The following is a 24,364-nucleotide window of genomic DNA, read 5'->3' on the forward strand; positions in this document are numbered from 1 at the left end:
TTCTATGAATTAATGGTGGGTATAGTGGTGGGTTTTTGTGTGATATGCTTTATTTAATTGGTGGGTATAATTAAATGAGCAAGAGTTACATAAATGGGAAAGCTAACTACTAAGGAAATAAACGCTAAGGCTAAAGGTGAGCCAGGACGTTTTGCGGATGGTGACGGGCTTTATTTCGTTGTCCCTAAGTCAGGCAAACCCTATTGGATGCTTCGCTATACATCCAACAAGAAACGGAAAGAAATGACGCTTGGTAAGCTAATGGATCTATCATTAGCTGAAGCTAGGCTAGAAGCTGCTACGCAGAAAAAACAGCTTAGAGATGGTGCTGACCCTCTCCTACTCAAAAGACGCTCTGATCAAGCTAAGATCTCTACTGTTGATGATCTTTTTGCTGATTGGCATAAAGGCTTGGTCAAGCGACTTAAATACCCCACTATTCCTGAGCGCATCTACCGTAAAGATATAGCGCCTGTAATAGGCGATTCAAAAGTTAGCTCCATTTCCCCAAGAGATATTCGAGAGATCATCCAGAGAGTGGTTGATAGTGGCCGCCCTACGGTTGCTAACGACACACTTATGTACTGTAAGCAGCTATTTAATCACGGCATAAAGCTAGATGTTGTTAACTCTAACCCTGCTGCTGCATTTTCTGTTGATGATGCTGGTGGTATGGAAAAAAGCAAGAGTAGAGCCCTATCCATAGATGAGCTTAAAGCGGTGTTTAAAATCTTTAGGGAGAACAGCGACAGCTTTACTCGTGATAATTATCTGGCGTGTGCTCTACTGGTGTTGTTGGGGGTAAGGAAAGGTGAGCTTACAGAAGCACCTTGGTCTGAGTTCGATCTTCAGGAAGGCGTTTGGTCGTTGCCTGCGGAAAGAAGTAAGTCGGGGGTGGGTATTGATATTCCGCTGCCTGAACTAGCTGTTAAATGGCTTAAGGAATTACAGGTCAGAGCTTGTGGTTCGGACTATGTCTTCCCTAATAGACGAAGCAGTAAGAGGCCTTATATGGGGTCTGATACCCTGAACAGAGCTATTACCAAGCTATTTGGGCATGAAGCAGGCAAGGACAAGCAGCCGCCCAATATGATGGGGGATATAGAGCACTTTACTGTCCATGATCTTCGTCGTACTTGTCGTACCTTACTTGCGGCACAAGGAACGCCCGGCCATGTGGCCGAGCGCTGCTTGAATCATAAGCTTAAAGGTGTTGAAGGTATCTATGATCGTTATGATTATTTTGAGGAGCGTAAAGAGGCTCTTTTGAGAATGTCTGAGTTATTTCATCGGGTTTTGCCTGAGGTTATTGATTTAGGGGGAGTAGAAAAGTGAAACAGTGGGTACATAGAAAGAGCTTAGTAATATTTTGGTTAACGCTATCCTCATATCTGATTACTCTGTTTTTTGCTTCTTATGTTGGTGTGTATCTTACATATGTGGCGGTACCTGTAATAGTAGTAACTGGTTCCCTTGCCTGGTTCTCTAGGTCTAATGAATATTCTAATTTTATAGGGGAGATTGAAGAGGAGTTGCAGATCGATAAAATTAATGGACTGCTGAAAAAGAAAGAGGACGTAAACAGCCTCGATATATCTAATGAAGAGAAGTTGGAGTTAAAAGCAATGCTTGATGCAAAGATACAAGTATTAGTTTCGGGTTCTAAAAGTCCGAGATCCTAATGACAGTATCGTTAAGAGAAAGGATTGCTATTGACTGTCAGCATGGTGGTGCTTGGCATATTATGAAAACAAGACTTGTTAGTGAGGCGTTAATGCCTGAATTCTTGGCTGAAGAATTCATATCTGATTTCAGGAGGTATTTGTGTGCCAAAAATTCAGAAAAAGCTTTGATTATTTTTGATGATTGGTTGAAGTATAAAGATGTTTCTAAGGCTAGGCTTCTTATGGCTATGATTTAGGTGTATATATTAACAGGTTATCTCAAGAAGCTGGTTTTTCAGATTCGTTTCTTTGGAGTTCACTTGGTGCGGCATGGTTTTTTTCATGCCACACAACTGAAGGTTCTCTTCTTGTGAGTGTCTCAGTAGGTAAAGACATTTACGTTGTAGGTTTTGGGTATCATATTATTCATTTTCTCTGTAAAGTTTGATATAGCAGCTTGTTTTTCTTTGGCTTGATTATGTCGTTTTAATTCATTTAATCGTGCAGCTTCTAATGCAAGCGCCTGTTGCCTTGCTCTCTCTTGTTGCTGCTGTGATTGTTGATACTTTAGGTTTTCAAGAGCTTGTATTCTTTGCTTTGTAAGTCGTTCAAGCTTGGATTTAATCTTTCTAGCTTGTTCCTGAGTTTTTGATTCATTACAAATATCTTTGTATTCCGCTAGGCTCATAAAATCAACAGTTACTGAGTCCAGACAAATTTTGTTCTTATATTCGCTCATAATTGATTGAGATTTCTTTTGTGCAATTAATGCTTTCTGATGAGATGCCATTGCATCCTTTACGATTGTGTCGGCTTTATTTATGTAGTGATTAGGTAAAGTGATAGGGGTGAATGAGTTATTAACATTTAATCCTGTTAAAAGAGCATTGTCGTTTTTCGATAGGCCTATAGACCACCCATTCTTTATACCTTGATTCTCCATCCAAATTGCTTGCTTCAAGCTGCTGGATGTGTCGAATTCATAGTTTTGATAGACGTACTGAAAGTTAGTATAAGCCTTATAAATCGCATAGTTTGTATGAAAGGGCGATCTCATTAGAGTCAGGGTTTCTTGATTCTTTTTGTCCATGGAGCCAGATTGTGATGTTAGGTTTATATCATTATCAGACTCAGTAATTGTAGTAACGACCATATAAGTTATAGAATCAGACTTAGTATCTATTATACCTTCAGATAACTTATTTTGTGTCAGGTCTAGATTTGAGTAGTAAACTGGATGCTTGTCTTTATAGACGGCGAGGCTCCAACTGTTCAATGAGGCCGACTTTACAAACTCCCTGCCAAGGCCATATGCGTAACCGTCTTTGCATTCTCCATCCCAAAAAAACTCTAGGTTAGTTCCTTTGTATGTAGGATTGTCAAATCCATGTGTGTAAACCTTACATTCAACCTTCTTGTTTTTAGCTTGTCGAAAAACGGGCTGCTTTGATGCGGATACATTAGTGTTATTTGAATGCTCAGATAATAGTTTTTCTTCAATTTCTTTTATTTTTGCTAATCCGTCGTTATTTATTTTTTGTTCTATCTTAGCGTATTGAGCATGAGTAACTTTCTTCTCTAGGTAAAAGAGATAAAAAAAGTTGTTGTAATATAATGGTTCTTGTGAGTATGAATCTTCATCTAAATTAAATATATGATTGCCCACATATGGAGTAATAGACATCGTATCCGCCCAATGTGCAGTGTCTATATTTGTGGCTTTTCCATTTACAGGTTGAGAATACTTAACCTGTATTTCTCTGAATTTATCAAAATGGTTGCTAGCGGAATTAATTTGATAAATCGCTGATTCTGCCTGGTATTTTTGCTGAAAAGCAATCGTTCTAACGTAGTATTTATAGTTGGATAAGTTCTTTTTATATGTGAGATTTGATACCCGATCATTTCCACATCCAAGAATAAGCAGGCTGAAAATAGCAATAATAAAATACTTCATTGAGTTGTCCTTGTTTTAATATATTTGCTAAATATCAAGATATGGAGGTTTCAGCTAATTTTTTGAGATCTGAGAATGACTTGTGTTAATAGGCTGCTTTTGTATCGACACGTAGCCCGCTAGCGATAGGGTAAAAAAGGGAATAATTAACTTTTTTTCTGCCATGTTTATAAAGTCCTTGTGCAGCTAGATATCCTTCTAATGAGTCTACCTGCTTCTAAGGACTCAGGTAAAGAGTGAGGGCTTTGAGAAGAGCCTTTCGGCTCTTTCGCTTTGGTTTGGCTATGGGGTGCTTAAGGCATCTGAGTCAGTCTTTCGTTCATCAGAAGATTCGATAGAATCAAAGTCTCGATCAGATATTTTGGTGGCAATCCACTCTTCCACTTCCTCTTCCACCCATGCAACAAAGTTTTTGCTGAGCTGTACTGCTGGTGGAAATTCGCCTTGCGTCATGTATTTGTAGATGGTTGATTTTGCAAGGCTGGTTTTGTTCATTACTTCGCTGATTCTGATTAGTCTCATGATTTTTAACTCCGTAGTTAGTGTCATGAGATTTCCGGGATCTGTAAAAGTCTACATGCTTACAGACCAAGAAGAGTCGATTGCAAAAAATTTCAGATACATATCATCAATGCGAATACACATCGATGAAAACTAAAGGAGACTGTTATGCGTAATCACTCCACACAAATGTACTTACTTGATCAGCCTGCTTCAGAACATCAGATCCTAGAAGAGGCAGCGATGATCATTGAGCAACGCCACCTCAGAGAAGGTATTTATGAAAATCCGGCTGCTACCAAGGAATTTCTTAACTTTAAGCTCCACCAGCATGAACGTGAGGTATTCAGCGTTATGTTGCTGGATAACCAACATCAGTTGATTGATTATCGTGAGTTATTCTTCGGGACTATCAATGCTGCAAGCGTCTATCCCAGAGAAGTGGTGAAAGCAGTAATAGATGCCAAAGCCTCTGCTGTAATCTTTGCTCATAATCACCCTTCAGGCATTACTGAGCCTTCGCAAGCAGATATCCAGATTACAAAGCATTTAACAGATGCGTTAAATCTGATCGATGTCCGGGTACTGGATCATATCGTCGTCGGTAAGGACTCTGTTTCATTTGCAGAGCGCGGCCTGCTTTAGGTCGATTAGTAACTTATATTCATTAATTTTCAGTGCGTCGATATCTCCCTTCAATATCAGTGTAAAGCTTAAATGCACAATTCATTGTTATGTGAACTTACGAAGCCCCGTTCTATGGGGCTTCGTTGCTTATGCTGTGCTTGAAGTGCCCATATCGGTGTATCTGACTAAAATAGGAGCTTTGCTATGTCTGAAGTAGATGCGGTGAAAGATTTAGATACGGTTCGGTTAATAGGTCTCTTATTAGAACGGCGCTTTAGTAAACAAGTCTCAGATGTTTGGCATATAGGGTTAAACCTAGCGCTGAGAATCTCTGATTTGTTATCAATTCGATTTGAGGATATTAGTGACGATAGATTGATTATTAGAGAAGGAAAAACTGGGAAGACTGCAAACATCCAGCTAAACCCCAAAGCTATAAGCATCATTAATAGGATTCAACAGGAGTACCCTAATCACGAATATATTTTTCAGTCTTATAGAAATCGCCAGTCGATTAACAGAGCTCCTCACCCTATCTCACGAAGGTATGTATCTAGAGCTTTTGCAGAGGTAGGTCAGGAACTAAAGTTGAATCTCGGAACCCATTCAATGAGGAAGACCAGAGGCTATCACTTGTATCAAAATACCAAAGATATTGGTCGGGTCATGAAAATGCTCAGGCATTCTTCGGAAGGTGTAACTCTGAGGTATATTGGAATCACTCAGGAGGACGTTGATAAGGATTTTGTGGAGCTGGAAATCTGATTGATGTTTCTTTTCACACCACATAGAACGAGGGCTCCGTTGCCCTCGATTCTATTTTTTTTGATGCCTACATTATCTTTAAAAAAGGCTTGTTTGGTTACTTTTGACTATAACCAATATTTCGTCCAGGATAGCCAAAAGCTTTCGTATCGGCCTTAGCAAGATAAGCTACTCGCCTAAAACATTCCCTTAGGCTTACCATAAAAGCATCATGCTCTTCTTGCGTGGGATTGGTCTTTTTATAGTTGATTGAATACGAACAATTCTTAGGAAAATATACTAAGCCGTCATACCACATGGTCTGCATTCCCAATGCGCTAGCCCAAGCCCTATTGATACGATTAGCCATATTCTCATCAATAGCTCCATATTTACCTACATTACGATAAGCGTCTCGATTCAAAAAAATTGCTACATGGAAATGAGGTTTGCGACTTTTATCTATCTCTCTTACCCATACAAATCGCATATAGCAATTATGGGTTCTTGTATTCATGCGTCCCTTCCGAATAAGGTCTGCTTCAATTATTTCCCTCATCGACTTCACAAACCGAGTCATCAATCCATTACTAAACAGATCTCCTGTGAAATGTTCAGGTATGCGAAGATCAAATCGAATAACCTGACTTCTTGGATACTCTTGGAGAGCCTTACGAAACACTTCGCTGATAATTTCTAGATATTCTCTTATGTAAGGCTGATGCTTCAACAGAAGAGGAAGTCCTAAGAAATCATTGCCTGTGAACTGGTTAAGATTACGGTTCTTTGGATGCTTTGTGTTCATGTTTAGCCTCTATGTAAATTAGAATCTGTACTTGTTGTACATAGAGGCTCTGATGTATGTATCTTTCTATGTGTCTGGTTAATAGCTTATCTAAATTTATTATTTCCTAAAGATGGCTTCTAAAAGAGCCATCTAGATTATAAAAAGACTAAACAATACTATTACTAACCGACAATTTTTGAGTCGTGAAGAGGCTTAAGGTATGAGAGTTTTGAGTTTAATGTCCTTCAACCCAATGGTTTGGATTACCCGATAGTTAGAGGCTGATATAACTATCGGGTATGGCGTAGAGGCCTTCCTGTTCTAGTGATGTGGTCGAAGCTAAAAATGTGTTCACTTGGACTGTGTGAAATATCAGCTAATACGCTGTAGATTGTCCTCTATAGCGCTTTTCGTATAGATCGCCTAATTCTTCACACAGCTTATTATAAACCTCGGTTAGCTCTTCACTTGTCAAAGGAAGAATTAACTCAGGCATCTCTCTTCTGTCTTTATTTGTTGAGCCGCGCATAATTCCTCCAGTTATTGATCTAACTTTTAGAATCATTTCATTCTGTCTTGTTAAGTCGTGAAGGCTGCTTAGTGCTCTAGGCAAGCGGCGAGCGCTGATTTTTTTGCTGAGCTTTCCTTGATCCCTAACATACTTAGCTAGGAACTCAGGTTCTAATGCAGAACCTTCTCCTGTCGCGTCCCAAAAAATATAGTTATCAGTCTGTATGAAAAATTGTGATTGTCCAGAAATTTTTCCTATAATTAGATTTACAGTAGCTTTTTCCATTTATAAGCCTTAAATAACAAGTAGTTATGATTTGTTGTATCTACGAAATTACTACGTTTTTTTATTAAATAAAAGATGAAAATAACTAATGTTTACTAATGATAAATCATCAATAAACAAACAAAAAGATAGCTCAATTCCAACGGATATTATATCTAATAGTAATGATATTAGAGAATTAATATGGCTATATCACGAGTTGTTTAGGTCTCGGCCGTATCGTCCAGTTGTGCATGTAGAGGCTAGAGATGAGTATTTTCAGGCTATTAATGAGGAGCTGCTGTCTCGGCACTTTAACTCTATTGAGGATAGGAATTTCTTTGTTAATGATGTTCGGTCTAAGTGCAGGAAAAGTCTCGTTCCGGATCATGCTTTGTCATGGATTGGAAAGAAAGATGAAAGGCTTAGTTTATGGTTGTGGTTTAGGCTGCGTTCTTCGGAGGGGCTTGAGTTTTCAAGTGAAGAAGTTGTATCTCAACAAACTCGTTACAGGAAGATAGTGACGTACTTTGATCGGCTGGAGGTGCCAAGGGCTGAAAAGCTTCGTATAATCTCTGACTTGAATAAGCAGTGGTCTACTAAGTGTAGTTTTAGTCAGGGACATTTAAGTTGGTTGGTTGATGGAGGAAAAGAATTAGGGTTGTGGGCTGTCAAGTATCTCAAGAAAAGAGATTTGGTTGGTGATTGTTATTTTTGTGCTCCAGAAATTTTAGTGCATTTCAAATCGCCTAGTCAGCAGGCTATTACAATAATGGATCAGCTTGAGTTACCCTTAGAAGATCTAACGGTTTTAGTTGAAAAAATGCACCGTGCATGGGTGCAAAAGGCTAGTAGGGATAGAAAAGTAAAGAAGCTTTCAGGAACTAAGCTTAAGGTATCTAAAGGTTCGTTAGCTAAGCTGAATGAGATATCTGAATTTTTAGGACATAATGATCTTAACCGAACCATTAATAGTCTTATCGATACGCAGTATGCGATTCTCAAAAGCGGGTGGAAAAAGTGAGTTCTTTATAAGTGCTTAATGAAATTCATATGGTGAGTGTATTGGTGGGTAATTGTTGTATTTTTCTAAGTAAAGATCATTTAACTAATTGAAATTATTTGTATTTGCTCTAAGTAATCAATATTAAGATTCAGAATATTGAATAATCACTATAGTTAAGCTGTAAGTATAGTTAAGTAGTAAGTTAGATTAGGTACGTTAGAGAAGATCATGAAACGCGGATCGTTATTTATTATTTCAGCGCCGTCAGGTGCAGGAAAAACCAGTTTGGTGGCCAAGCTGGTGGCAAGTCAGCCGGAAATTGAAGTCTCGGTGTCTCACACCACTCGTCCAATGCGCCCGGGTGAAGAGAACGGGGTGCATTATCATTTTGTGTCGAAAGCTGAGTTTGAGGCAGAGATTAACAACTCTAATTTCCTGGAGTTTGCCGAGGTATTTGGTAACTACTACGGAACCTCTCAAAAGGTGGTCGAGCAGAAGCTTGCCCAAGGCATTGATGTGATTTTGGAAATCGATTGGCAAGGCGCTGAGCAAGTACGTCGTTTGGTGCCTGAAGCGATTAGTATTTTTATCGTTCCTCCGTCGATTGATGAGTTGCGTAGTCGTTTGACCAATCGCGGTCAGGATGCTGACGATGTCATTGCTCGTCGTTTGTCGGAAGCGCAAACGGAAATGAGTCATTATCTGGAGTTTGATTATCTGGTGGTGAACGATGATTTTGAAACTGCATTGAGTCAGTTGCAGGCCATTTTTACGGCCAATCGTTTAACCATTGATAAGCAGCAATCGGCGCAACAGGTCCTAATGGCGGATTTGCTGGCTTAAAATGACATGGATCGCTCCCACTCTTAGCTAATTGTCTGGTATTTGTGCAATGGCTTAGATAAAATGTGGGGTCTTTCAGAATTTAGTCGATCACTGTGATGTAGCAAGTGGTCGATATTAACGAATCCAATAGTGGAGATTGCCCGGAAATGGCTCGAGTTACAGTAGAAGATTGCTTGGATCATGTAGATAACCGTTTTGAACTAGTGATGGTAGCGACCAAGCGCGCTCGCCAACTAGCTACAGGTGGTAAAGAGCCTACGGTACCTGAAGATAACGACAAGGTAACCGTAATTGCATTACGTGAGATTGCCGAAGGTACTATGACACCTGCGATGATCGAGGCAGAAGAACGCGCTTCTGCTGAGTAAGCATTACCCAACGCCGACTTCTTTAAGTCGGCGTTTTTGTCTCTGTTTTATATAGACTTTTCTAGACTCGTCACTGTAAATAGGTTATTTAAATAGGTCTGTTATATAGATTGATTTGTTTAGACAAGTTACACGCCGCATTTGAAGGTTTTCCAGATTGTTAACGATAGATGACTTTGCTACCCAACTAACCAGTTATTTACCGTCAGATAAGATTAATCTGGTTCGCAGAGCCTATTATTACGCAGAACAAGCCCACGAAGGCCAGAAACGCCGAAGTGGCGAGCCCTACGTTACCCATCCTCTGGAAGTTGCCCAGATTCTCTCCGAAATTCGCATGGACCATCAAAGTCTGATGGCGGCGATGTTGCATGACGTTATTGAAGATACCGAAGTGCCTAAAACGGCACTGTTAGAACAGTTTGGTGAAGAAGTCACCGAGATCGTGGACGGTGTTTCCAAGCTGACTCAGATTCATTTCGAGAGCAAAGAGCAGGCCCAGGCCGAAAATTTCCAGAAAATGGCGTTGGCGATGTCACGCGATATTCGTGTGATTCTGGTGAAGCTGGCCGACCGTATGCACAACATGCGGACGCTAGGCGCGCTGCGTCCGGACAAGCGTCGTCGAATTGCCCGTGAGACGCTCGATATCTATTCGCCGATTGCTCATCGTTTGGGGATCAATGACTTCCGCATCGAGTTGGAGGATCTCTGCTTCCAGGCGATGTATCCGATGCGCGCGCGGATGATTCAAAAAGCGGTAAATAAGATTTCCGGGCATCGTAAGGAAATAGTTGCCGACATTAAGCACGACATTGAAGATCGTCTTGAACGTGAAGGTTTGATCGGTCGTGTTGAAGGGCGTCAGAAACATCTCTACAGCATCTATCAGAAAATGGATCGGCACGAAAAGTCGTTCCATGAAATCATGGATGTGTTTGCGTTCCGGATTGTTACCGATACTGTCGACAGTTGTTATCGGGTCTTAGGGGTCATTCATAACCTTTTCAAGCCGGTTCCCGATCGTTTCAAAGATTACATTGCGATTCCGAAAGCCAACGGCTATCAGTCGCTACATACCACTCTGTTTGGTGTCTATCGCATTCCTATTGAAGTGCAAATCCGCACCGAAGAAATGGATGCGGTGGCGAATATGGGGATTGCCTCTCATTGGCTGTATAAGAACGACAATGAGGTGGATGAAGAAAATGGCCAGTTCCATAACCACCATGCGCGTGCCCGTCAGTGGGTCAAAGGGCTGCTGGAGATTCAGAAGAATGCCGGCAATCCGCTGGAGTTTATTGAGAACGTTAAGCTGGATCTGTTTCCTGACGAAGTCTATGTGTTCACTCCGAAAGGCGACATTCTTGAAATGCCGACCGGCGTAACGGCGGTCGACTTTGCGTATAACGTGCATACTGACATTGGCAACAGTTGTGTGGCCTGCCGGATTGACCGACATCTGGCACCGTTGAGTCAGCCGTTGCAATCGGGGCAGACGGTGGAAATCATTACCTCTCCGGGCGCACAACCGAATCCGGCGTGGTTGGACTTTGTGGTCACCGCCAAAGCGCGCAGTGCCATCCGACATTTCCTTAAGAATCAGAAACGTTCCGAGTCGATGGAATTGGGTCGTCGTCTGCTGAACAAGTCGTTGTACCATTTCGAATTGAATCTGGACGAACTGTCGACCAAAGTTATCGACAGTTGGTTGGATCAGGCAGGCATCAAAACACTGGATGATCTGCTCGAAGAAATCGGCCTGGGTAATCGCATGGCCTATCTCGTTGCCCGTCAGTTAATGGAACTGACCGAAACCGAGATGAATCAGCCTCAGGACGGAGTCGAGAACATTCCGGCTCCGCTGATGATTACCGGCACCGAAGGCATGGTCATCAAGTACGCCAAGTGTTGTCGTCCGATTCCTGGTGATCCGATTGTCGGTCATATGAGCTCAGGTCGAGGTTTGGTTATCCACAACGAAGCCTGTAAGAATCTCAACGAATTCCGAGGTAATACTGAGAAACTGGTGTCGCTGACCTGGAAGAAACAGTTGGAGCAGGAATTCTCGGTTGAGTTGAAAGTGGGCGTGGAGAACGTGCGTGGCGTGGTTGCCAGCATTGCGACGTCGGTCACTGAGGCAGATGCTAACATTGAATCCATTACGCTCGAAGATCACGATGCGCGTATCCGAGTGGTGGATCTGGTGATCAATGTTCAAGGCCGGGAGCATTTAGCGCGAGTGATGAAACGCCTGAAAGTAAACAAGGCCGTGGTCAGTATTTCACGCGAACGGGCCTAAACCAGATACGGCAATAGACGCGACGTATTGACGTACTGAAGAATCGAGTTGTTGAATAACCGAATCGCTGTATAACCGAATGAGTAAGATGCCTAGCCACAAGTGAACGTGAGAACGAGAGTGTGCTAGGTTGTGTTGAATTCTTTCAATTGTGAGAACGGAAATCATGTCAAACAAAGCCATCATTAAAACGGACAAAGCGCCTGAAGCCATTGGTACTTATTCACAGGCGGTGAAAGTGGGTACTACGGTGTATTTGTCGGGTCAGATTCCTCTGATTCCAGAGACTATGGAATTGGTTGATAGCGGGATCGAAGATCAGATCGAGCAGGTATTCAAGAACCTAACCGCCGTTGCTGAGGCTGCGGGTGGTACTTTGCAGGATATGGTGAAGTTAAACATCTTCCTAACTGATTTGGGTAACTTCGCTAAGGTTAATGAGATTATGGCGAAGCATTTTGTCGAGCCTTACCCTGCGCGTGCGGCCATTGAAATTTCGGCCTTGCCTAAAGGTGCTGGTGTGGAAATGGACGGTATCCTGGAAGTGGGTAGCTCGTCGTCTGATCACTTTTCAATGTAAGTAATTGAATGTAAGTGATTGAATATAAGAGATTGGTTCATAAACCTAATGAATTTGAACGCATGAGTGTCAGATGTTTAGGGTTCCAGAGAAGGGTGCTGAATTTCAGCGCCCTTTTTTGTTTCTATACTGTAGTCACACTTAATGAATGAGGGAGTCAGACATGGATGCGTGGGGCCAACTGGCAATTCAGGCGATTAATGCGGATTTCAATCGCTCTGCAGACACACATTTGATCAAACTGGATTTGCCGGTATTTAAAGACATAGACATTTATCTAAAGGACGAATCCACGCACCCTACCGGCAGCTTGAAACACCGTTTAGCGAGATCGCTGTTTTTGTACGGTCTATGTAACGGCTGGATCAAGGAAGGGACGACCATCATTGAGTCCTCCTCCGGCAGTACTGCCGTGTCTGAGGCCTACTTCGCCCGCTTATTAAACCTGCCTTTCATTGCGGTGATCCCCAAAACCACCTCCAAAGAAAAGATCGATAACATCATGTTTTACGGCGGGAAGTGCCATCTGGTTGAGCCCAAAGAAATTTATGACGAATCGCGCAGATTGGCCAAGGAACTGAACGGCCATTACATGGATCAGTTTACCTACGCCGAGCGGGCCACCGATTGGCGGGGAAACAACAACATTGCTCAGTCTATCTTCACTCAGATGGCAGCAGAGCCTTACCCGGTACCTCAATGGATTGTAATGAGTGCGGGCACTGGCGGCACCACCGCCACCGTCGGGCGCTACATTCGCTATGGGTGTTTTCCAACCAGACTGTGTTTGGCGGACCCGGAGAACTCGGTGTTTCTGGATTACTTTCTGACCGGCGACCCTGAATTGACGATTCCGACGGCGTCGAGGATCGAAGGCATTGGCCGGCCCCGGGTGGAGCCTTCTTTTATTCCATCGGTGATCGATCACTGCATGCGGGTACAGGATGTGGATGCCATTGCCACGATTCGGGTGTTGGAGAAACTGATTAATCGCAAGTGTGGCGGCTCCACCGGCACTAATCTCTACGCCACGTTAAGCTTAGTGGCTGAGATGCAGGCTAAAGGTGAATCGGGCAGTGTCGTGACGCTGATCTGTGATTCGGGGGAGCGCTATCTTGATACCTACTATAACGATAGCTGGTTGGAGCATTGTGGCTTGGATTTAACCGACAGTATCGCTAGAGTAGAACACCTCATTCATACGGGACAGTGGCCTTCGTGAGCCGTTCCTGTCTTTAATTCTGTCCCGAGCTGACTCTTGAGTGTAATTATTTAATGATGACTTTTGCGACCCAATTTAGGCTGTGGTTGATGGCGGCGCCTGTCTGTGTGCTGTTGTCTGCGTTGGTGATGTTTGCCGAGGCAAATTACGGCGCGGATTTGGCCTGGAAAAAAACGGCGATCCTTCAGGGCGAGTATTGGCGCTTACTGACGGGGCATTGGTTGCACCTGGGGTGGGTGCATTGGGCGATGAATCAATTGGGGTTGATGTTGATTTTGTGGTTATTTCCCCAGTTGTTGATCAAAGGCCGATGGGTGACCGGCGTTGTGGTGATCGGGCTCGGAGTGGCCGGCGGCTTGATGTTCACAGAGCTAGACGGCTATGTCGGGATGTCCGGAGTGTTATATGGCCTGGTTTTCTATGGATGCATGATCGATAACACCCTGCCCTTTAAAATCAAATGTTTGGTGTTAGCGGGCGTGATCTCCAAGGTGGTGGTCGAGCAACTTTGGCCTGAGGTCAATGCAGCTACCGCAGAACAAATTGGCGGTATGGTAGCCATTGATGCGCATCTCTTCGGGAGTCTATCCGGGTTTGCGTTAGGTGGTTTGGCCTGGTTTAAGCAACATCGCACGGAAGCTGCCCCCAAGCCTGTGACCTAATTTAATTCGCTGGTTTCTCAGACCGTTTTAACTCGCGGCTTAAAATCGTTGCATTAAGTGGTTGTGTTTATTGATTGTGTTAAATAGCTGCCAGCAAGGTGGGCATACCGTCTTTGTAGCTGGGGTAATGAAACTGAAAGCCTGTGCTCTTCATCAATTTATTGGAGATTCGTTTACTGCCGGTGCGTCCGGCGGCAATTCGTTCGGTAATCTCCACATTCAATTGCTTGGCCATCCATTTCTGAACTTCATGAATCGCTACCGGCTCATCATCACAAGCCAGATACACAGGCGCTAATGGCATCTTGTGTTGATGATGCTGAAGGATTAGATGGGCATAGAAACGAGCCAGATCATCCACATGAATCCGATTGCTGTAACAGACGGGCTCAGGCTCTGCGACCTTGCCTGATAACACCTGACCTATCATGCGTGTTCGACCAGGGCCATATAAGCCCGTGGCGCGAATCGCTGTGGTGGGCCAAGGAGAAGATTCGGCGACGGCTTCTGCGTCGAGCATCTTTTTGCCAGTAAATCGGGTGGGTTCTGTGGTGCTGCTCTCGTCCACCCATTCGTGCTGAGTCTGACCATAGACACTGGTGCTGGAACAGAAGAAATAATGAGCGACCGGAATCTGTTGTTCGATCAAGGCATTAATAAGCTGTTGTTGTGCATCGATGTAACTGGCTTGATAACCGGCTTCGGTGAGTTGATCGGCGGAGACACAGAAGATCACGTAATCCACCGCAGGCAATGAGATTGCGGGAGACTGCATATCCCAATTCAAGACCTGGACCGTCTTGTGCTGCTCAGGGCTACGACGAATGGCATGTAAAGCTAGTGGTTGCTGTGTTTCCTTTGCCGCTTCGGTAAGAGCGTCCGCAATGCGGTGCCCTATGTCACCAAACCCTGCAATTAGAACGGACAGTGGGGCTGCCATATCTGAACTCCTGCGTAATCCCTGATAATTGTGTTGCAGGTTATCTTAGAACGAAAGATTGCGCTTGTCTCTTTATCTATCAGAACCGATACTTCAATAGATTTTTTTAATATTTTGGCTTGTCTCTCTTTCTAAAACTGGTTATATATACAGTTTCGGCAGGCATTGTGTGCCTGATGATGAGAGCTTCCACCAAACCCGGTAAATGGACGAGCGACAATGACACTGACTGAGTTGAAATACCTAGTAACCCTCGCGCAAGAGCTGCACTTCGGTCGTGCTGCCAGTAAGTGTTTTGTGAGTCAGCCGACGCTCAGTGTGGCGATTAAGAAGTTGGAAGATGAGCTTGGGGTGTCCTTGTTCGAACGCAGCTCAGGATCGATTCGCCTGACCGAGGTAGGTCAGCAGGTTGTTCAGCAATCGGAGAAGGTACTGGCGGAAACCAAGCGTGTGCAGGAACTGGCACATGCGGGGAAAGATCAACTCAGTGGCCCGCTAAAAGTGGGCGCGATCTATACGGTCGGGCCGTATTTATTTCCGCACCTGGTTCCGGAGGTAAAGCGTCTTGCGCCGAACATGCCGTTGTACATTGAAGAGAACTACACGGCGGTGTTACGAGAGAAGTTGCGTCGGGGTGAATTGGATGCGATCTTCATTGCCTTGCCATTTCATGAACCCGAAGTCGTTACCCAGACCCTTTACGATGAGCCGTTTGAAGTGCTGATGCAGTCACAGCATCCGTTAGCGAAGAAGAAATCGTTGGCCATCGAAGACTTAACCAGTGAAGACGTAATGCTGTTGGGAGAAGGCCATTGTATGCGTGATCAGATTCTGGAGTTTTGTCCGAAGTTGATTGAGCGTAACCGCGATACCAACACGCGCATTGCCGAAGGCAGCTCCATTGAAACTTTGCGTCACATGGTGGCGTCTGGCATTGGCATTACCTTGCTGCCGTACACCGCCACCGGCATCAGCAGCTATTCGGAAGACGTCGTCACTACCCGCCCCTTATCGAATCCTCAGCCGTATCGTTCGATTGCCTTGGCCTGGCGAGTGAGTTTTGCCCGTCCGAAGGCGATTGATATTTTGACACAGGCAACGCGTCAGTGTCGGGTGGTTTCCTAACGGGAAAATACGTCATGTCTCAGCCACTCGCTTCGATTTCGGTAAGCCAGTTAAAAGGGGTTGGCCCGCAACTGGCTGAAAAGCTCCAGGGTTTCGGGTTATCAAGTTACGAAGATCTGTTGTTTCACCTGCCGTTGCGCTATCAGGATCGGACTCGTGTTTATCCCATTGGCAGTTTGTCTCCTGGTATGGATGTGGTGATTGAAGCGGAAGTGGTGTTGGCCGATGTGATCATGCGACGTCGCCGGAGCCTGTTGTGTAAAGTGCGCGACGGCTCAGGATTTATGACCTTACGTTTCTTTCACTTTTCCGCCGCACAAAAGAATCAAATGGTGCCGGGTGCCAGAATGCGTTGTTACGGTTCGGTTCGACCTGGGCCGAACGGTTTGGAGATGGTGCATCCTGAATACCAGATCATCAAAGATGAGCAGAGCAAGCCTGTTGAAGACCATCTGACGCCGCTTTACCCTCTCACCGAAGGCATTCAACAGCCAAGAATGCGGAGCTTCTGTGAACAGGCTCTGATGAAGCTTAACCCCTATTCGATTCTTGATTTCCTACCGGATGAGTTACTGCAGCACTGGAATCTGCCCAGTCTCCATGACAGTCTGCGATTGCTGCATACCCCACCGCCGGACGTGGATCAGACTGCCATTCAGGACGGCATGCATCCGGCTCAGCGTCGTTTGGCCTTTGAAGAGTTACTCGCGCAACATTTGAGTTTGCTGCGCTTGCGTCATAAAACGCGAAAAGATCAGGCCAAGGTATTAGGAATTGTCCCTGAAACCCGACAAGCCTTTATGAATCAACTGGGCTTTGCATTCACCAATGCTCAGGCCCGAGTGATTCAGGAAGTGGCAGAGGATCTGGCGTCGGGTCACCCGATGCTGCGTTTAGTGCAAGGCGATGTAGGCTCTGGAAAAACAGCGGTGGCGGCGTTGGCGATGCTCTATGCGGTCAGTTCTGGACAACAGGCGGCAATTATGGCGCCGACCGAGATCTTAGCCGAGCAGCACTATCAACAGTTCTGCGAATGGTTTGAGCCGCTCAATATCAAGGTGGGCTGGCTGGCCGGTAAGGTCAAAGGAAAGAAACGCGAAGCAACGCTGGCGCAGTTAGCGAACGGCGAATACGACGTGATGGTTGGCACGCACGCGTTGTTCCAGAAAGACGTGGTCTTTGATCGCTTAGCGTTGGTGGTGATTGATGAACAGCACCGCTTCGGAGTTGATCAACGGATGGCGTTACGGGATAAGGGCATCATGAGCGATCAGCAACTGGAGGACGATCAGAGTCATCACATTCAGCACCTCCGCCCCCATCAGTTGGTGATGACGGCAACGCCGATTCCTCGAACTCTGGCCATGGCTGCGTATGCGGATTTGGATGTTTCCGTGATTGATGAGTTACCACCGGGCCGAACGCCGGTTGAGACTGTGGCGATCTCTGATCAGCGGCGGGATCAGGTGATTGATCGATTGCGTTCCAGTTGTCAGCAAGGGCGACAAGCTTATTGGGTCTGTACCCTGATTGAAGAAAATGAAGAGATGGAAGCGCAGGCGGCGGAAGACGCATGTGCCCTCTTGCAGCAGGCCTTGCCGGATGTCTCTGTGGCCTTGGTGCATGGCCGTATGAAACCGAAGGAGAAAGCCGAGGTAATGGCGGCTTTCAAAGCGGGTGATATTCAGGTGCTGGTGGCCACCACAGTGATTGAAGTGGGGGTGAATGTGCCCAATGCCAGTGTGATGGTAATCGAAAATCCTGAACGACTGGGCTTGGCGCAACTTCATCAGCTTCGAGGACGGGTTGGGCGTGGTGCCACGGAATCCTTCTGTGTGCTGCTCTATCATGCGCCGTTATCCAATCATGGCAAAGCGCGTCTGCAAGTGATGCGGGAGACCAGTGACGGCTTCAAAATCGCTGAGAAAGACCTCGAAATCCGAGGGCCGGGGGAGGTCATGGGCACCCGTCAAACGGGTTTGGTGAGTATGCGTGTGGCGGATTTATTGCGCGACAAAGACATGCTCAATGATGTTAAAACGGCGGCCGATTGGCTGATCCGCAATGCGCCTAATCGAGTGAACCCTCTTATTCGCCGTTGGCTTGGCCATGGGGATCGTTACGCCGAGGTGTAGCCATTAGAACACCAAATCAGCAAATATGTGCCATGCTTAGAGAATAACGTGACAAAATAAAAAATATTGGTTGAAGCTGATGTAGGAGGAATTGCCTTCAATACGCTAGAGGCTGAAGCTCATGGATGAGAAAGAATATTTAGAAGTAACGGCAGCGAACACCTTCTGTAAAGCCTATTCGGGTTTGTATCAGGTGCAAGCCGCGTTCGACCATTTAAACATGCCACGCAAACCGGATGTCACTGTCTGTATTGATGGTGAACCGCAAGATCTGGAAATCGCTCATCTGTACAGTAACGAAGAAGAAGCCAAACAACTCAAGAGTTTGGTGGATTCATCCTTCTCCACCGATACATTGCTGTCGGCTCGGAGCATGGTGCCATTGTCACCCTTGCAAACCAATTTACTGGATGCCTTGTCTGAACTGCTCAATAAGAAATCGAAGAAGTATTACCGAAGCCGTCAACCCTGGTTGGTAATCAGGAATGCTTCGCCAAAATGGAACCGACGGGATTTTGAAGTGGCCATGGCGGCGCTGAAGGTGCCTAAGGTACACCCCTTTCATGAAATCTGGCTGATCCCTGATTTGGCGGGCAAGCAAGGTTTGATTCGTCTCTACCCTAAATCCTGATATCTGAGCGTTCTTTCCTGACGATATATTATTTAGTGTTCAGACTTACTGTATCTGCGAGCTTGATTGCTCAGCAGCCGCTTTCCAGCAGCTGATGAGCTTTAATCACTAAACGATACGTCTATGCAAACTGAGTTGGCTCAGCTATTTGACCGATGATCTAGTGCAGCTTCAAGCGAGGGCGAATCACGCGATTGATTCGACCAGAAAGGCCAATCAGCAAGGTCTTAAAGTAACCGTGCAGGGCAATCTGGTGCAGTCGATACAAGGAGATATACACAATGCGTGCAATGCGTCCTTCAACCATCATTGAGCCTTTGGTGAGATTCCCCATCAAGCTACCTACCGTTGAATAGCGACTCAACGACACCAGCGAGCCATGATCATGGTAGGTGTAATCGCTTTGTGGCTTATCTTTGTAACGGTTCATGATGTTCTTGTAGACATGGCTGGCCTGTTGGTGAGCGGCCTGGGCACGTGGTGGTACGGGCTTGCCATTGTCCTGTAAGAGAAAGGAACAATCGCCGATGGCATAGATGTCGTCATCGCGAGTGGTTTGCAGCGTTGTTTTAACGTGCAATTGATTGACTCGATTGGTTTCTAAGCCGGCAATGTCTTTTAAGAATTCAGGGGCCTTAACGCCGGCGGCCCACACTCTCAAGTCAGACTTAATCAGCGAGCCGTCTTTGGTTTCAAAGCCTTGATCGGTGATTTGAGTAATCATGGTGTTGGTGGAAACCGTAACCCCCAAACCTTCCAACTCACGATGCGCGGCAGAGGAAATGCGTGGCGGTAATGCCGGCAGAATGCGTTCACCTGCTTCAATCACAGTGACTTTCAACTGCTCTTGTTTGAGGTTATCCAATCCATAGGCGGCTAACTGTTCTGCGGTGTTGTGCAGCTCTGCGGCAAGCTCGACACCGGTGGCTCCGGCTCCGACGATGCCGATATTCAAGGTGAAATCGTCACGGCCTTTGGCTTCGGCGTTGGCTTTCAGATAGGTGTTGAGGAGTTTCTTGTGGAAGCGCTCGGCTTGAACACGGCTGTCGAGGAAGTAGCAGTTCTCTGCAGCGCCTTGCGTGCCAAAGTCGTTGGTAACACTGCCAATGGCCATCACTAACAGGTCGTAATTGAGGCGGCGTTCGGGAAGAACTTCTTTGTCGCCTTCCATGATGGGGGAAAGAATAATTTCTTTCTTATCTCGGTCTAGCCCGGCCATGCGTCCGAGGTGAAAGCTGAACCCGTGGTTATAAGCGTGTGCTCGATAACTGAGTTCGTCGATCCCTGAGTCCATGGAGCCGGTGGCGACTTCGTGGAGGAGGGGTTTCCATAGGTGGGTATCGCTGGCATCGACCAGCTTTACGGTAGCGTGCCCTTTTTTGCCTAGCTTGTTACCAAGTTTGGTTGCTAGTTCGAGGCCGCCTGCTCCACCACCGACAATCACTATCTTTTGTTTTATCATGGTGATATCCCAGTAGAAAATTTGGGGTCATTATATCTGAGATCCAAACAAACCAGAATTAAAATGCACTCTTATAGTGCTGATTGTTCTTAATGTGTCTGGAAAAGTTACATTTATTTCGATAGGAAGAGCCTCATGCCTAAGCTGACTTTCCAACAAGAGACGTTTGAAATCACCCCTTCAAAGAGTGTGTTGGAAAACTTGTTGGATCGGGGATATTTGATTCCGAACTCGTGTCGGGCGGGGATTTGTCAGGCGTGTAAGGTCAAACTGGTAAGCGGTGCTGTGTTGCCCCAAGCACAGCAGGGGTTGCCTGCCACACAAGTGAATGCCGGCATATTTCTCGCCTGTTGCTGTTTTCCTTCCGATGATTTGGCCGTTGAGCTGGTGGATGCGTCGAGTGTCAGTCATGAGGCTGAAGTACTGGATCACTTCATGCTGAATCAGGATGTGCTTTGCGTTCGTTTGGAAACGGATTTCAAGTGGCAGGCCGGTCAGGTTATTAACTGTATCAAAGACGATACCGTGATTCGCAGCTATTCCATTGCCAGTCGGTCGGCCGATGGCATGATTGAGTTACATATACGCATCTACCCGCACGGTCGGTTTGGTCAATGGATTAAACATAAGGTTGCCATCGGCGATTCACTTCGGATTGAAGCGCCGTTCGGCGATTGCGTCTATGACCCCGCCAGTTATCAACAGCCTCTGGTGATGGTCGCTACCGGCACCGGATTAGCACCGATTTACGGCGTATTGAAAGATGCGCTGGCTAATCATCACCAAGCACAGATCGATCTTTATGTGGCTTCCGGTGATTACGAGGGCTTTTATTATCTGGATAAGTTAGATGCATTAGCACAGAAGCATCCTCAATTAAAGTTACATAAAGTTATGCGACGTGGTGGCGAAGCTTCCCCTGCCAACGACATTGACATCGGTAATGTGGAAGAGATCGTGTTGGCGAGACATGCATCGTTAAAAGACCATCGTGTCTATTTGTGCGGTGCACCGAGCATGGTGGCGCAATTGAAGAAAGCGAGTTTTATGCGTGGAGCGAAAATGCAGGATATTCTCTGTGATGCGTTCGAAGCGGCTCAATCCTGATAAATGTTCCTAATATCTGGAAACAGTGTTTTACATTTGTTCACTAAAACCAAATGGAGTGTGAAATAGGTCACAAAGTATATTCAATAGGGTCGGATATGTTGTTTTAATTGGAGACGCTTTGGTGGTATCCCATCTCGATAATCTGGTCTCGATTGAAGATTATGAAAAAAGAAACGACCGCTTTTGTTTGGCGGTGTGCATTCTGGGCAGTTTTTTTCTCTGCCTGTTTGCAGTGAAGTCTTTTTTCTCTGGTTTGTATGCCTATGCGCTCACGCTGACCTTGTTTGCGGTGGGGGCGTCTCTGTTGGCTCTGTATTTCTGGCGCAGTAACAATCGCCGGGTGTTGCATCTCACCATCGCCACAGGCTTTACCGTCATTAATTTATTTCTGCTGTATACCGGAGGTGAAGATAACACCGGTATCTTCTGGTTCTATACATATCCTTTGATTGTGTTTACCTTACTTGGTGCACGAATCGGTCTGATTCTTTCTGTAAGTGTTTATGCGGTTTCTGTGTTCTTACTTTTCTATCCTGAGTTGTCGCACTTGCTGGCGACCTATTCACTAAATACCAAGCTTCGATTCACCGGCTCGATGCTGTTTGTTATTGCGCTGGGCTATTTAATGGAAGTTTCGCGGGTTCAGGCGCAACGTTCCAGCCATCGAGCGAATGCGATGCTAAAAATGATGGCGACGAGGGATGAATTGACCGGCTTGTATAATCGTCGAGCCATTCGCGATATTTTTGAACAGCGCATAGAAAAGCAGACCACACTGGCGATCTGTGATGTAGATTTCTTTAAGAAGATCAATGATCGGTACGGCCATGAAATCGGCGATAAAGTGCTTAAAAAGGTGGCTATTTCATTACAGCATTCCCTGCGAGAAACCGATGTGGTGGTTCGTTGGGGCGGCGAAGAGTTTTTAGTCTTGTTGCCAAATACAGATTTGAAGGAAGGCATTAATATCATTGAGCGTATGCGCTATGAGCTGTCGGCTTCTTCCTTTGAAATCGCTGGTCACGCACTGAATTTGTCGATCAGCGCCGGGATTGTTTCTGCCGATGAACATGAGAGCTGGGATGATATGATCACGATGGCGGATAAATATTTGTATCAGGCCAAGGAGAGTGGACGTAACTGTTCATTTGCGGACATTGATGAACAGTTATTGGAAATTGCCTAATAAAAAGGCCAGAACGTGAGTCTGGCCTTTTCTATAGAACGTATATCGATCAGAAGAAGTTGAAGTCTTCTTCACCATTCAGCTCATAATCATAATCAATAATTACCGGACCGTGATCACTGAATCGTTTGTTTTTGTAGATTTTGGCTTGCGCCGCACGACGTTTCAAACCCGGTGTGCCCAGCTGGTAGTCAATACGCCAGCCTTCGTTGCGTTCCCAGGCACCTTCTGTCTGAGGCCACCAAGAGAACTCATCCTGGTCGTAATTGGCTTCGCGGAAACAATCCACATAGCCCATCGGGCCAAGGATGTGATCCATCCATGCGCGTTCCTCGTCCATAAAGCCGGACTTGCCTTGCTGGTTTTTCCAGTCATGTACGTCATGCGTTTTATGGGCGACATAAAATGTGCCGCAAAACAGAAAATCACGACGTTTACGTAAGGTCTTTTTTAAATGACCCATAAAGGCTTTCATGAATTGAAATTTGTGCTCTTGCAGCGGTGTGCCTGCGACCCCAGACGGGAACAGTACCGATGCAATGCTTACTTTTTCAAAATCTGCCTGAATAAAGCGCCCTTCCATATCAAATTCTGGGTTGCCTAATCCAAACATGATGGCTTTCGGTGGTTCTTTACAATAAACCGCTACACCAGAGAAACCATCTTCGTCAGCGTCGAAGAAGTAACCCGAATAATTCCCCGGATTAATCATATCTTCACTGAGTTGATATTCTTTAGCCTGTAAATCCTGTACGCAAACTACATCCGCATCTTGTTCGATCATCCATTCGAAAAAGCCTTTTTCGGCTGCTTGTTTGATGCCGTTTACGTTAAGACTGATTATCCTCATTGAAAGCTCCCAATTTCGAGAGTGCGTATAATACCTGACTCGTTGCCCGAGATTAATAATGACAAGTCAAAAAAGCTTATTTTTATTGTTAATTAATTGTATCCCAACCTTTCTATACTTGCTTGTGGGGCTGGAATCACCATAATACGCTCACAGCAAAAAAGAGGCCTACTTCTCATGCAAGACTATCAGCAGGAATTTATCAAGTTTGCGATCGACCAGGAAGTACTAAAATTTGGTGAATTTACCTTAAAATCCGGTCGAATCAGTCCATATTTCTTTAATGCCGGTTTGTTCAATTCAGGTGCGTCTTTGGCCGCGCTGGGCAAATTCTATGCACAAGCCATCGTTGATTCCGGGATTGAGTTTGATGTGATCTTCGGTCCTGCCTATAAAGGCATCCCTCTGGCGGCTGTAACTGCATTTGCGTTGGCTGAGTTCCACGGTCGCGACGTGCCATACGTGTTCAACCGTAAGGAAGCCAAAGATCATGGTGAAGGTGGCACTTTGGTTGGTGCAGAATTGAAAGGTAAGGTGTTGATCATTGATGACGTAATCACGGCGGGTACTGCCATTCGTGAAGTGATGTCGATCATCAAGGATAATGGTGCAGAGCCTGCCGGTGTAGTGATTGCTCTTAATCGTCAGGAGCGAGGCAAGGGTGAATTATCTGCGATTCAGGAAGTGGAACGCGACTATCAAATGCCAGTGGCGAGCATTGTTAACTTAGAACAAGTGTTAGCATTCGTTGAAGATGAACCAGCGTTGGCCGGTCACGTGGATGCTGTACGCGCTTATCGCGATACCTATGGTGTATAGTCGATAGTGAATTCCGTAAAAAGGCCGATCATTAGATCGGCCTTTTTTGTGTCTGTTTGTTTTAT

At 45.4% G+C, this 24,364-nt stretch carries 25 protein-coding genes; 18 read left to right on the forward strand and 7 right to left on the reverse strand.

The features are described 5' to 3' along the window. Positions 1-93 precede the first annotated feature (93 nt). From QQL66_RS17565 to QQL66_RS17575, 3 genes are read left to right on the forward strand one after another with little or no spacing between them, the layout of a single operon-like run. Entirely contained in the window at positions 94-1,335 is a 1,242-nt protein-coding gene (locus QQL66_RS17565; protein WP_284383192.1) for a tyrosine-type recombinase/integrase, read from the forward strand. Next, positions 1,332-1,682 carry a hypothetical protein gene (locus QQL66_RS17570; RefSeq protein WP_284383193.1) on the forward strand — a complete coding sequence of 117 codons (351 nt, stop codon included), beginning with the start codon at positions 1,332-1,334 and terminating at the stop codon, positions 1,680-1,682. The genes QQL66_RS17565 and QQL66_RS17570 overlap by 4 nt, the downstream gene beginning before the upstream one ends. Further along, positions 1,682-1,921 carry a hypothetical protein gene (locus tag QQL66_RS17575; protein WP_284383194.1) on the forward strand — a complete coding sequence of 80 codons (240 nt, stop codon included), beginning with the start codon at positions 1,682-1,684 and terminating at the stop codon, positions 1,919-1,921. Before QQL66_RS17570 ends, QQL66_RS17575 begins: the two co-directional genes overlap by 1 nt. 122 nt (positions 1,922-2,043) lie before the next feature. On the opposite strand, the gene QQL66_RS17580 is transcribed toward QQL66_RS17575, so the two are convergent. Together QQL66_RS17580 and QQL66_RS17585 are read right to left on the reverse strand one after the other, a co-directional pair. Then, positions 2,044-3,621: a hypothetical protein gene (locus tag QQL66_RS17580; RefSeq protein WP_284383195.1), complete on the reverse strand. Its 1,578-nt coding sequence runs from the start codon at positions 3,619-3,621 to the stop codon at positions 2,044-2,046. A 282-nt stretch (positions 3,622-3,903) separates the two neighbouring features. Continuing rightward, complete coding sequence (locus tag QQL66_RS17585; RefSeq protein WP_284383196.1) at positions 3,904-4,170, reverse strand: AlpA family phage regulatory protein; 267 nt, start codon at positions 4,168-4,170, stop codon at positions 3,904-3,906. 120 nt (positions 4,171-4,290) lie between these two features. Here QQL66_RS17585 and radC point away from each other — a divergent pair, with 120 nt between their 5' ends. Continuing rightward, positions 4,291-4,767: a RadC family protein gene (gene radC / locus QQL66_RS17590; RefSeq protein WP_284383199.1), complete on the forward strand. Its 477-nt coding sequence runs from the start codon at positions 4,291-4,293 to the stop codon at positions 4,765-4,767. Positions 4,768-4,953: 186 nt separating this feature from the next. After that, positions 4,954-5,514 carry a site-specific integrase gene (locus QQL66_RS17595; protein ID WP_284383201.1) on the forward strand — a complete coding sequence of 187 codons (561 nt, stop codon included), beginning with the start codon at positions 4,954-4,956 and terminating at the stop codon, positions 5,512-5,514. Positions 5,515-5,611: 97 nt separating this feature from the next. Here QQL66_RS17595 and QQL66_RS17600 read toward each other — a convergent pair whose 3' ends face one another. After that, entirely contained in the window at positions 5,612-6,298 is a 687-nt protein-coding gene (locus QQL66_RS17600) for an inovirus Gp2 family protein (RefSeq protein WP_284383203.1), read from the reverse strand. Between the two features lie 358 nt (positions 6,299-6,656). Next, a complete protein-coding gene (locus QQL66_RS17605; protein ID WP_284383206.1) occupies positions 6,657-7,076 on the reverse strand; it encodes a hypothetical protein in 420 nt (139 codons plus the stop codon). 88 nt (positions 7,077-7,164) lie between these two features. Between QQL66_RS17605 and QQL66_RS17610 the strand changes: the two genes are divergently transcribed. The 7 genes from QQL66_RS17610 to rrtA all read left to right on the forward strand — a co-directional run bounded on the left by QQL66_RS17610 (position 7,165) and on the right by rrtA (position 14,041). Beyond that, positions 7,165-8,079 carry a hypothetical protein gene (locus QQL66_RS17610; protein WP_284383207.1) on the forward strand — a complete coding sequence of 305 codons (915 nt, stop codon included), beginning with the start codon at positions 7,165-7,167 and terminating at the stop codon, positions 8,077-8,079. A gap of 210 nt (positions 8,080-8,289) precedes the next feature. Then, positions 8,290-8,904, forward strand: a complete 615-nt coding sequence (gmk, locus tag QQL66_RS17615) for a guanylate kinase (RefSeq protein ID WP_284383208.1) — start codon at positions 8,290-8,292, stop codon at positions 8,902-8,904. Positions 8,905-9,053: 149 nt separating this feature from the next. Continuing rightward, a complete protein-coding gene (gene rpoZ / locus QQL66_RS17620; protein WP_284383210.1) occupies positions 9,054-9,275 on the forward strand; it encodes a DNA-directed RNA polymerase subunit omega in 222 nt (73 codons plus the stop codon). Positions 9,276-9,432: 157 nt separating this feature from the next. Then, positions 9,433-11,577, forward strand: coding sequence for a bifunctional GTP diphosphokinase/guanosine-3',5'-bis pyrophosphate 3'-pyrophosphohydrolase (gene spoT, locus QQL66_RS17625; protein WP_284383212.1), 2,145 nt, complete (start codon positions 9,433-9,435; stop codon positions 11,575-11,577). Between the two features lie 166 nt (positions 11,578-11,743). After that, complete coding sequence (locus tag QQL66_RS17630) at positions 11,744-12,157, forward strand: RidA family protein (RefSeq protein WP_284383214.1); 414 nt, start codon at positions 11,744-11,746, stop codon at positions 12,155-12,157. A gap of 163 nt (positions 12,158-12,320) precedes the next feature. Beyond that, positions 12,321-13,379 (forward strand): PLP-dependent cysteine synthase family protein, encoded by a 1,059-nt coding sequence (locus tag QQL66_RS17635; protein WP_284383215.1) that lies wholly within the window; start codon positions 12,321-12,323, stop codon positions 13,377-13,379. Positions 13,380-13,468: 89 nt separating this feature from the next. Next, positions 13,469-14,041, forward strand: coding sequence for a rhombosortase (gene rrtA, locus QQL66_RS17640; RefSeq protein ID WP_284383216.1), 573 nt, complete (start codon positions 13,469-13,471; stop codon positions 14,039-14,041). Between the two features lie 79 nt (positions 14,042-14,120). On the opposite strand, the gene QQL66_RS17645 is transcribed toward rrtA, so the two are convergent. Next, complete coding sequence (locus tag QQL66_RS17645; protein WP_284383217.1) at positions 14,121-14,981, reverse strand: NAD-dependent epimerase/dehydratase family protein; 861 nt, start codon at positions 14,979-14,981, stop codon at positions 14,121-14,123. 219 nt (positions 14,982-15,200) lie between these two features. On the opposite strand from QQL66_RS17645, the gene QQL66_RS17650 reads away from it, so the two are divergent. The 3 genes from QQL66_RS17650 to QQL66_RS17660 all read left to right on the forward strand — a co-directional run bounded on the left by QQL66_RS17650 (position 15,201) and on the right by QQL66_RS17660 (position 18,872). Continuing rightward, entirely contained in the window at positions 15,201-16,106 is a 906-nt protein-coding gene (locus QQL66_RS17650; protein ID WP_284383218.1) for a hydrogen peroxide-inducible genes activator, read from the forward strand. 14 nt (positions 16,107-16,120) lie between these two features. Then, positions 16,121-18,241: an ATP-dependent DNA helicase RecG gene (gene recG, locus QQL66_RS17655; protein WP_284383219.1), complete on the forward strand. Its 2,121-nt coding sequence runs from the start codon at positions 16,121-16,123 to the stop codon at positions 18,239-18,241. Positions 18,242-18,362: 121 nt separating this feature from the next. Continuing rightward, positions 18,363-18,872 carry a hypothetical protein gene (locus tag QQL66_RS17660; RefSeq protein ID WP_284383220.1) on the forward strand — a complete coding sequence of 170 codons (510 nt, stop codon included), beginning with the start codon at positions 18,363-18,365 and terminating at the stop codon, positions 18,870-18,872. A gap of 160 nt (positions 18,873-19,032) precedes the next feature. On the opposite strand, the gene QQL66_RS17665 is transcribed toward QQL66_RS17660, so the two are convergent. After that, positions 19,033-20,334, reverse strand: a complete 1,302-nt coding sequence (locus tag QQL66_RS17665; RefSeq protein ID WP_284383221.1) for an NAD(P)/FAD-dependent oxidoreductase — start codon at positions 20,332-20,334, stop codon at positions 19,033-19,035. Between the two features lie 135 nt (positions 20,335-20,469). On the opposite strand from QQL66_RS17665, the gene QQL66_RS17670 reads away from it, so the two are divergent. Both QQL66_RS17670 and QQL66_RS17675 read left to right on the forward strand, forming a co-directional pair. Continuing rightward, positions 20,470-21,441: a 2Fe-2S iron-sulfur cluster-binding protein gene (locus QQL66_RS17670; protein WP_284383222.1), complete on the forward strand. Its 972-nt coding sequence runs from the start codon at positions 20,470-20,472 to the stop codon at positions 21,439-21,441. 124 nt (positions 21,442-21,565) lie between these two features. Then, complete coding sequence (locus QQL66_RS17675) at positions 21,566-22,630, forward strand: GGDEF domain-containing protein (RefSeq protein ID WP_284383474.1); 1,065 nt, start codon at positions 21,566-21,568, stop codon at positions 22,628-22,630. Between the two features lie 49 nt (positions 22,631-22,679). On the opposite strand, the gene QQL66_RS17680 is transcribed toward QQL66_RS17675, so the two are convergent. Continuing rightward, complete coding sequence (locus tag QQL66_RS17680) at positions 22,680-23,480, reverse strand: exodeoxyribonuclease III (protein WP_284383223.1); 801 nt, start codon at positions 23,478-23,480, stop codon at positions 22,680-22,682. A gap of 177 nt (positions 23,481-23,657) precedes the next feature. Here QQL66_RS17680 and pyrE point away from each other — a divergent pair, with 177 nt between their 5' ends. Continuing rightward, the gene (gene pyrE, locus QQL66_RS17685; RefSeq protein ID WP_284383224.1) at positions 23,658-24,299 is read left to right on the forward strand and encodes an orotate phosphoribosyltransferase; all 642 of its coding nucleotides are present in this window, start codon (positions 23,658-23,660) and stop codon (positions 24,297-24,299) included. The last annotated feature ends 65 nt before the right edge of the window (positions 24,300-24,364 follow it).

The sequence above is a fragment of the Litoribrevibacter albus genome (assembly GCF_030159995.1).
GTDB lineage: Bacteria > Pseudomonadota > Gammaproteobacteria > Pseudomonadales > Litoribrevibacteraceae > Litoribrevibacter > Litoribrevibacter albus.

Bases quoted from the DNA above. Each gene is read 5' to 3' on its own strand.
- QQL66_RS17660 (WP_284383220.1), top strand. From the start codon at position 18,363: ATGGATGAGAAAGAATATTTAGAAGTAACGGCAGCGAACACCTTCTGT.
- QQL66_RS17585 (WP_284383196.1), bottom strand. From the start codon at position 4,170: ATGACACTAACTACGGAGTTAAAAATCATGAGACTAATCAGAATCAGC.
- radC (WP_284383199.1), top strand. From the start codon at position 4,291: ATGCGTAATCACTCCACACAAATGTACTTACTTGATCAGCCTGCTTCA.
- QQL66_RS17650 (WP_284383218.1), top strand. From the start codon at position 15,201: ATGACACTGACTGAGTTGAAATACCTAGTAACCCTCGCGCAAGAGCTG.
- QQL66_RS17580 (WP_284383195.1), bottom strand. From the start codon at position 3,621: ATGAAGTATTTTATTATTGCTATTTTCAGCCTGCTTATTCTTGGATGT.
- gmk (WP_284383208.1), top strand. From the start codon at position 8,290: ATGAAACGCGGATCGTTATTTATTATTTCAGCGCCGTCAGGTGCAGGA.
- pyrE (WP_284383224.1), top strand. From the start codon at position 23,658: ATGCAAGACTATCAGCAGGAATTTATCAAGTTTGCGATCGACCAGGAA.
- QQL66_RS17670 (WP_284383222.1), top strand. From the start codon at position 20,470: ATGCCTAAGCTGACTTTCCAACAAGAGACGTTTGAAATCACCCCTTCA.
- QQL66_RS17645 (WP_284383217.1), bottom strand. From the start codon at position 14,981: ATGGCAGCCCCACTGTCCGTTCTAATTGCAGGGTTTGGTGACATAGGG.
- recG (WP_284383219.1), top strand. From the start codon at position 16,121: ATGTCTCAGCCACTCGCTTCGATTTCGGTAAGCCAGTTAAAAGGGGTT.
- QQL66_RS17600 (WP_284383203.1), bottom strand. From the start codon at position 6,298: ATGAACACAAAGCATCCAAAGAACCGTAATCTTAACCAGTTCACAGGC.
- QQL66_RS17610 (WP_284383207.1), top strand. From the start codon at position 7,165: ATGTTTACTAATGATAAATCATCAATAAACAAACAAAAAGATAGCTCA.
- QQL66_RS17605 (WP_284383206.1), bottom strand. From the start codon at position 7,076: ATGGAAAAAGCTACTGTAAATCTAATTATAGGAAAAATTTCTGGACAA.
- QQL66_RS17635 (WP_284383215.1), top strand. From the start codon at position 12,321: ATGGATGCGTGGGGCCAACTGGCAATTCAGGCGATTAATGCGGATTTC.
- QQL66_RS17575 (WP_284383194.1), top strand. From the start codon at position 1,682: ATGACAGTATCGTTAAGAGAAAGGATTGCTATTGACTGTCAGCATGGT.
- QQL66_RS17630 (WP_284383214.1), top strand. From the start codon at position 11,744: ATGTCAAACAAAGCCATCATTAAAACGGACAAAGCGCCTGAAGCCATT.
- rrtA (WP_284383216.1), top strand. From the start codon at position 13,469: ATGGCGGCGCCTGTCTGTGTGCTGTTGTCTGCGTTGGTGATGTTTGCC.
- rpoZ (WP_284383210.1), top strand. From the start codon at position 9,054: ATGGCTCGAGTTACAGTAGAAGATTGCTTGGATCATGTAGATAACCGT.
- QQL66_RS17595 (WP_284383201.1), top strand. From the start codon at position 4,954: ATGTCTGAAGTAGATGCGGTGAAAGATTTAGATACGGTTCGGTTAATA.
- QQL66_RS17665 (WP_284383221.1), bottom strand. From the start codon at position 20,334: ATGATAAAACAAAAGATAGTGATTGTCGGTGGTGGAGCAGGCGGCCTC.
- QQL66_RS17565 (WP_284383192.1), top strand. From the start codon at position 94: ATGGGAAAGCTAACTACTAAGGAAATAAACGCTAAGGCTAAAGGTGAG.
- QQL66_RS17680 (WP_284383223.1), bottom strand. From the start codon at position 23,480: ATGAGGATAATCAGTCTTAACGTAAACGGCATCAAACAAGCAGCCGAA.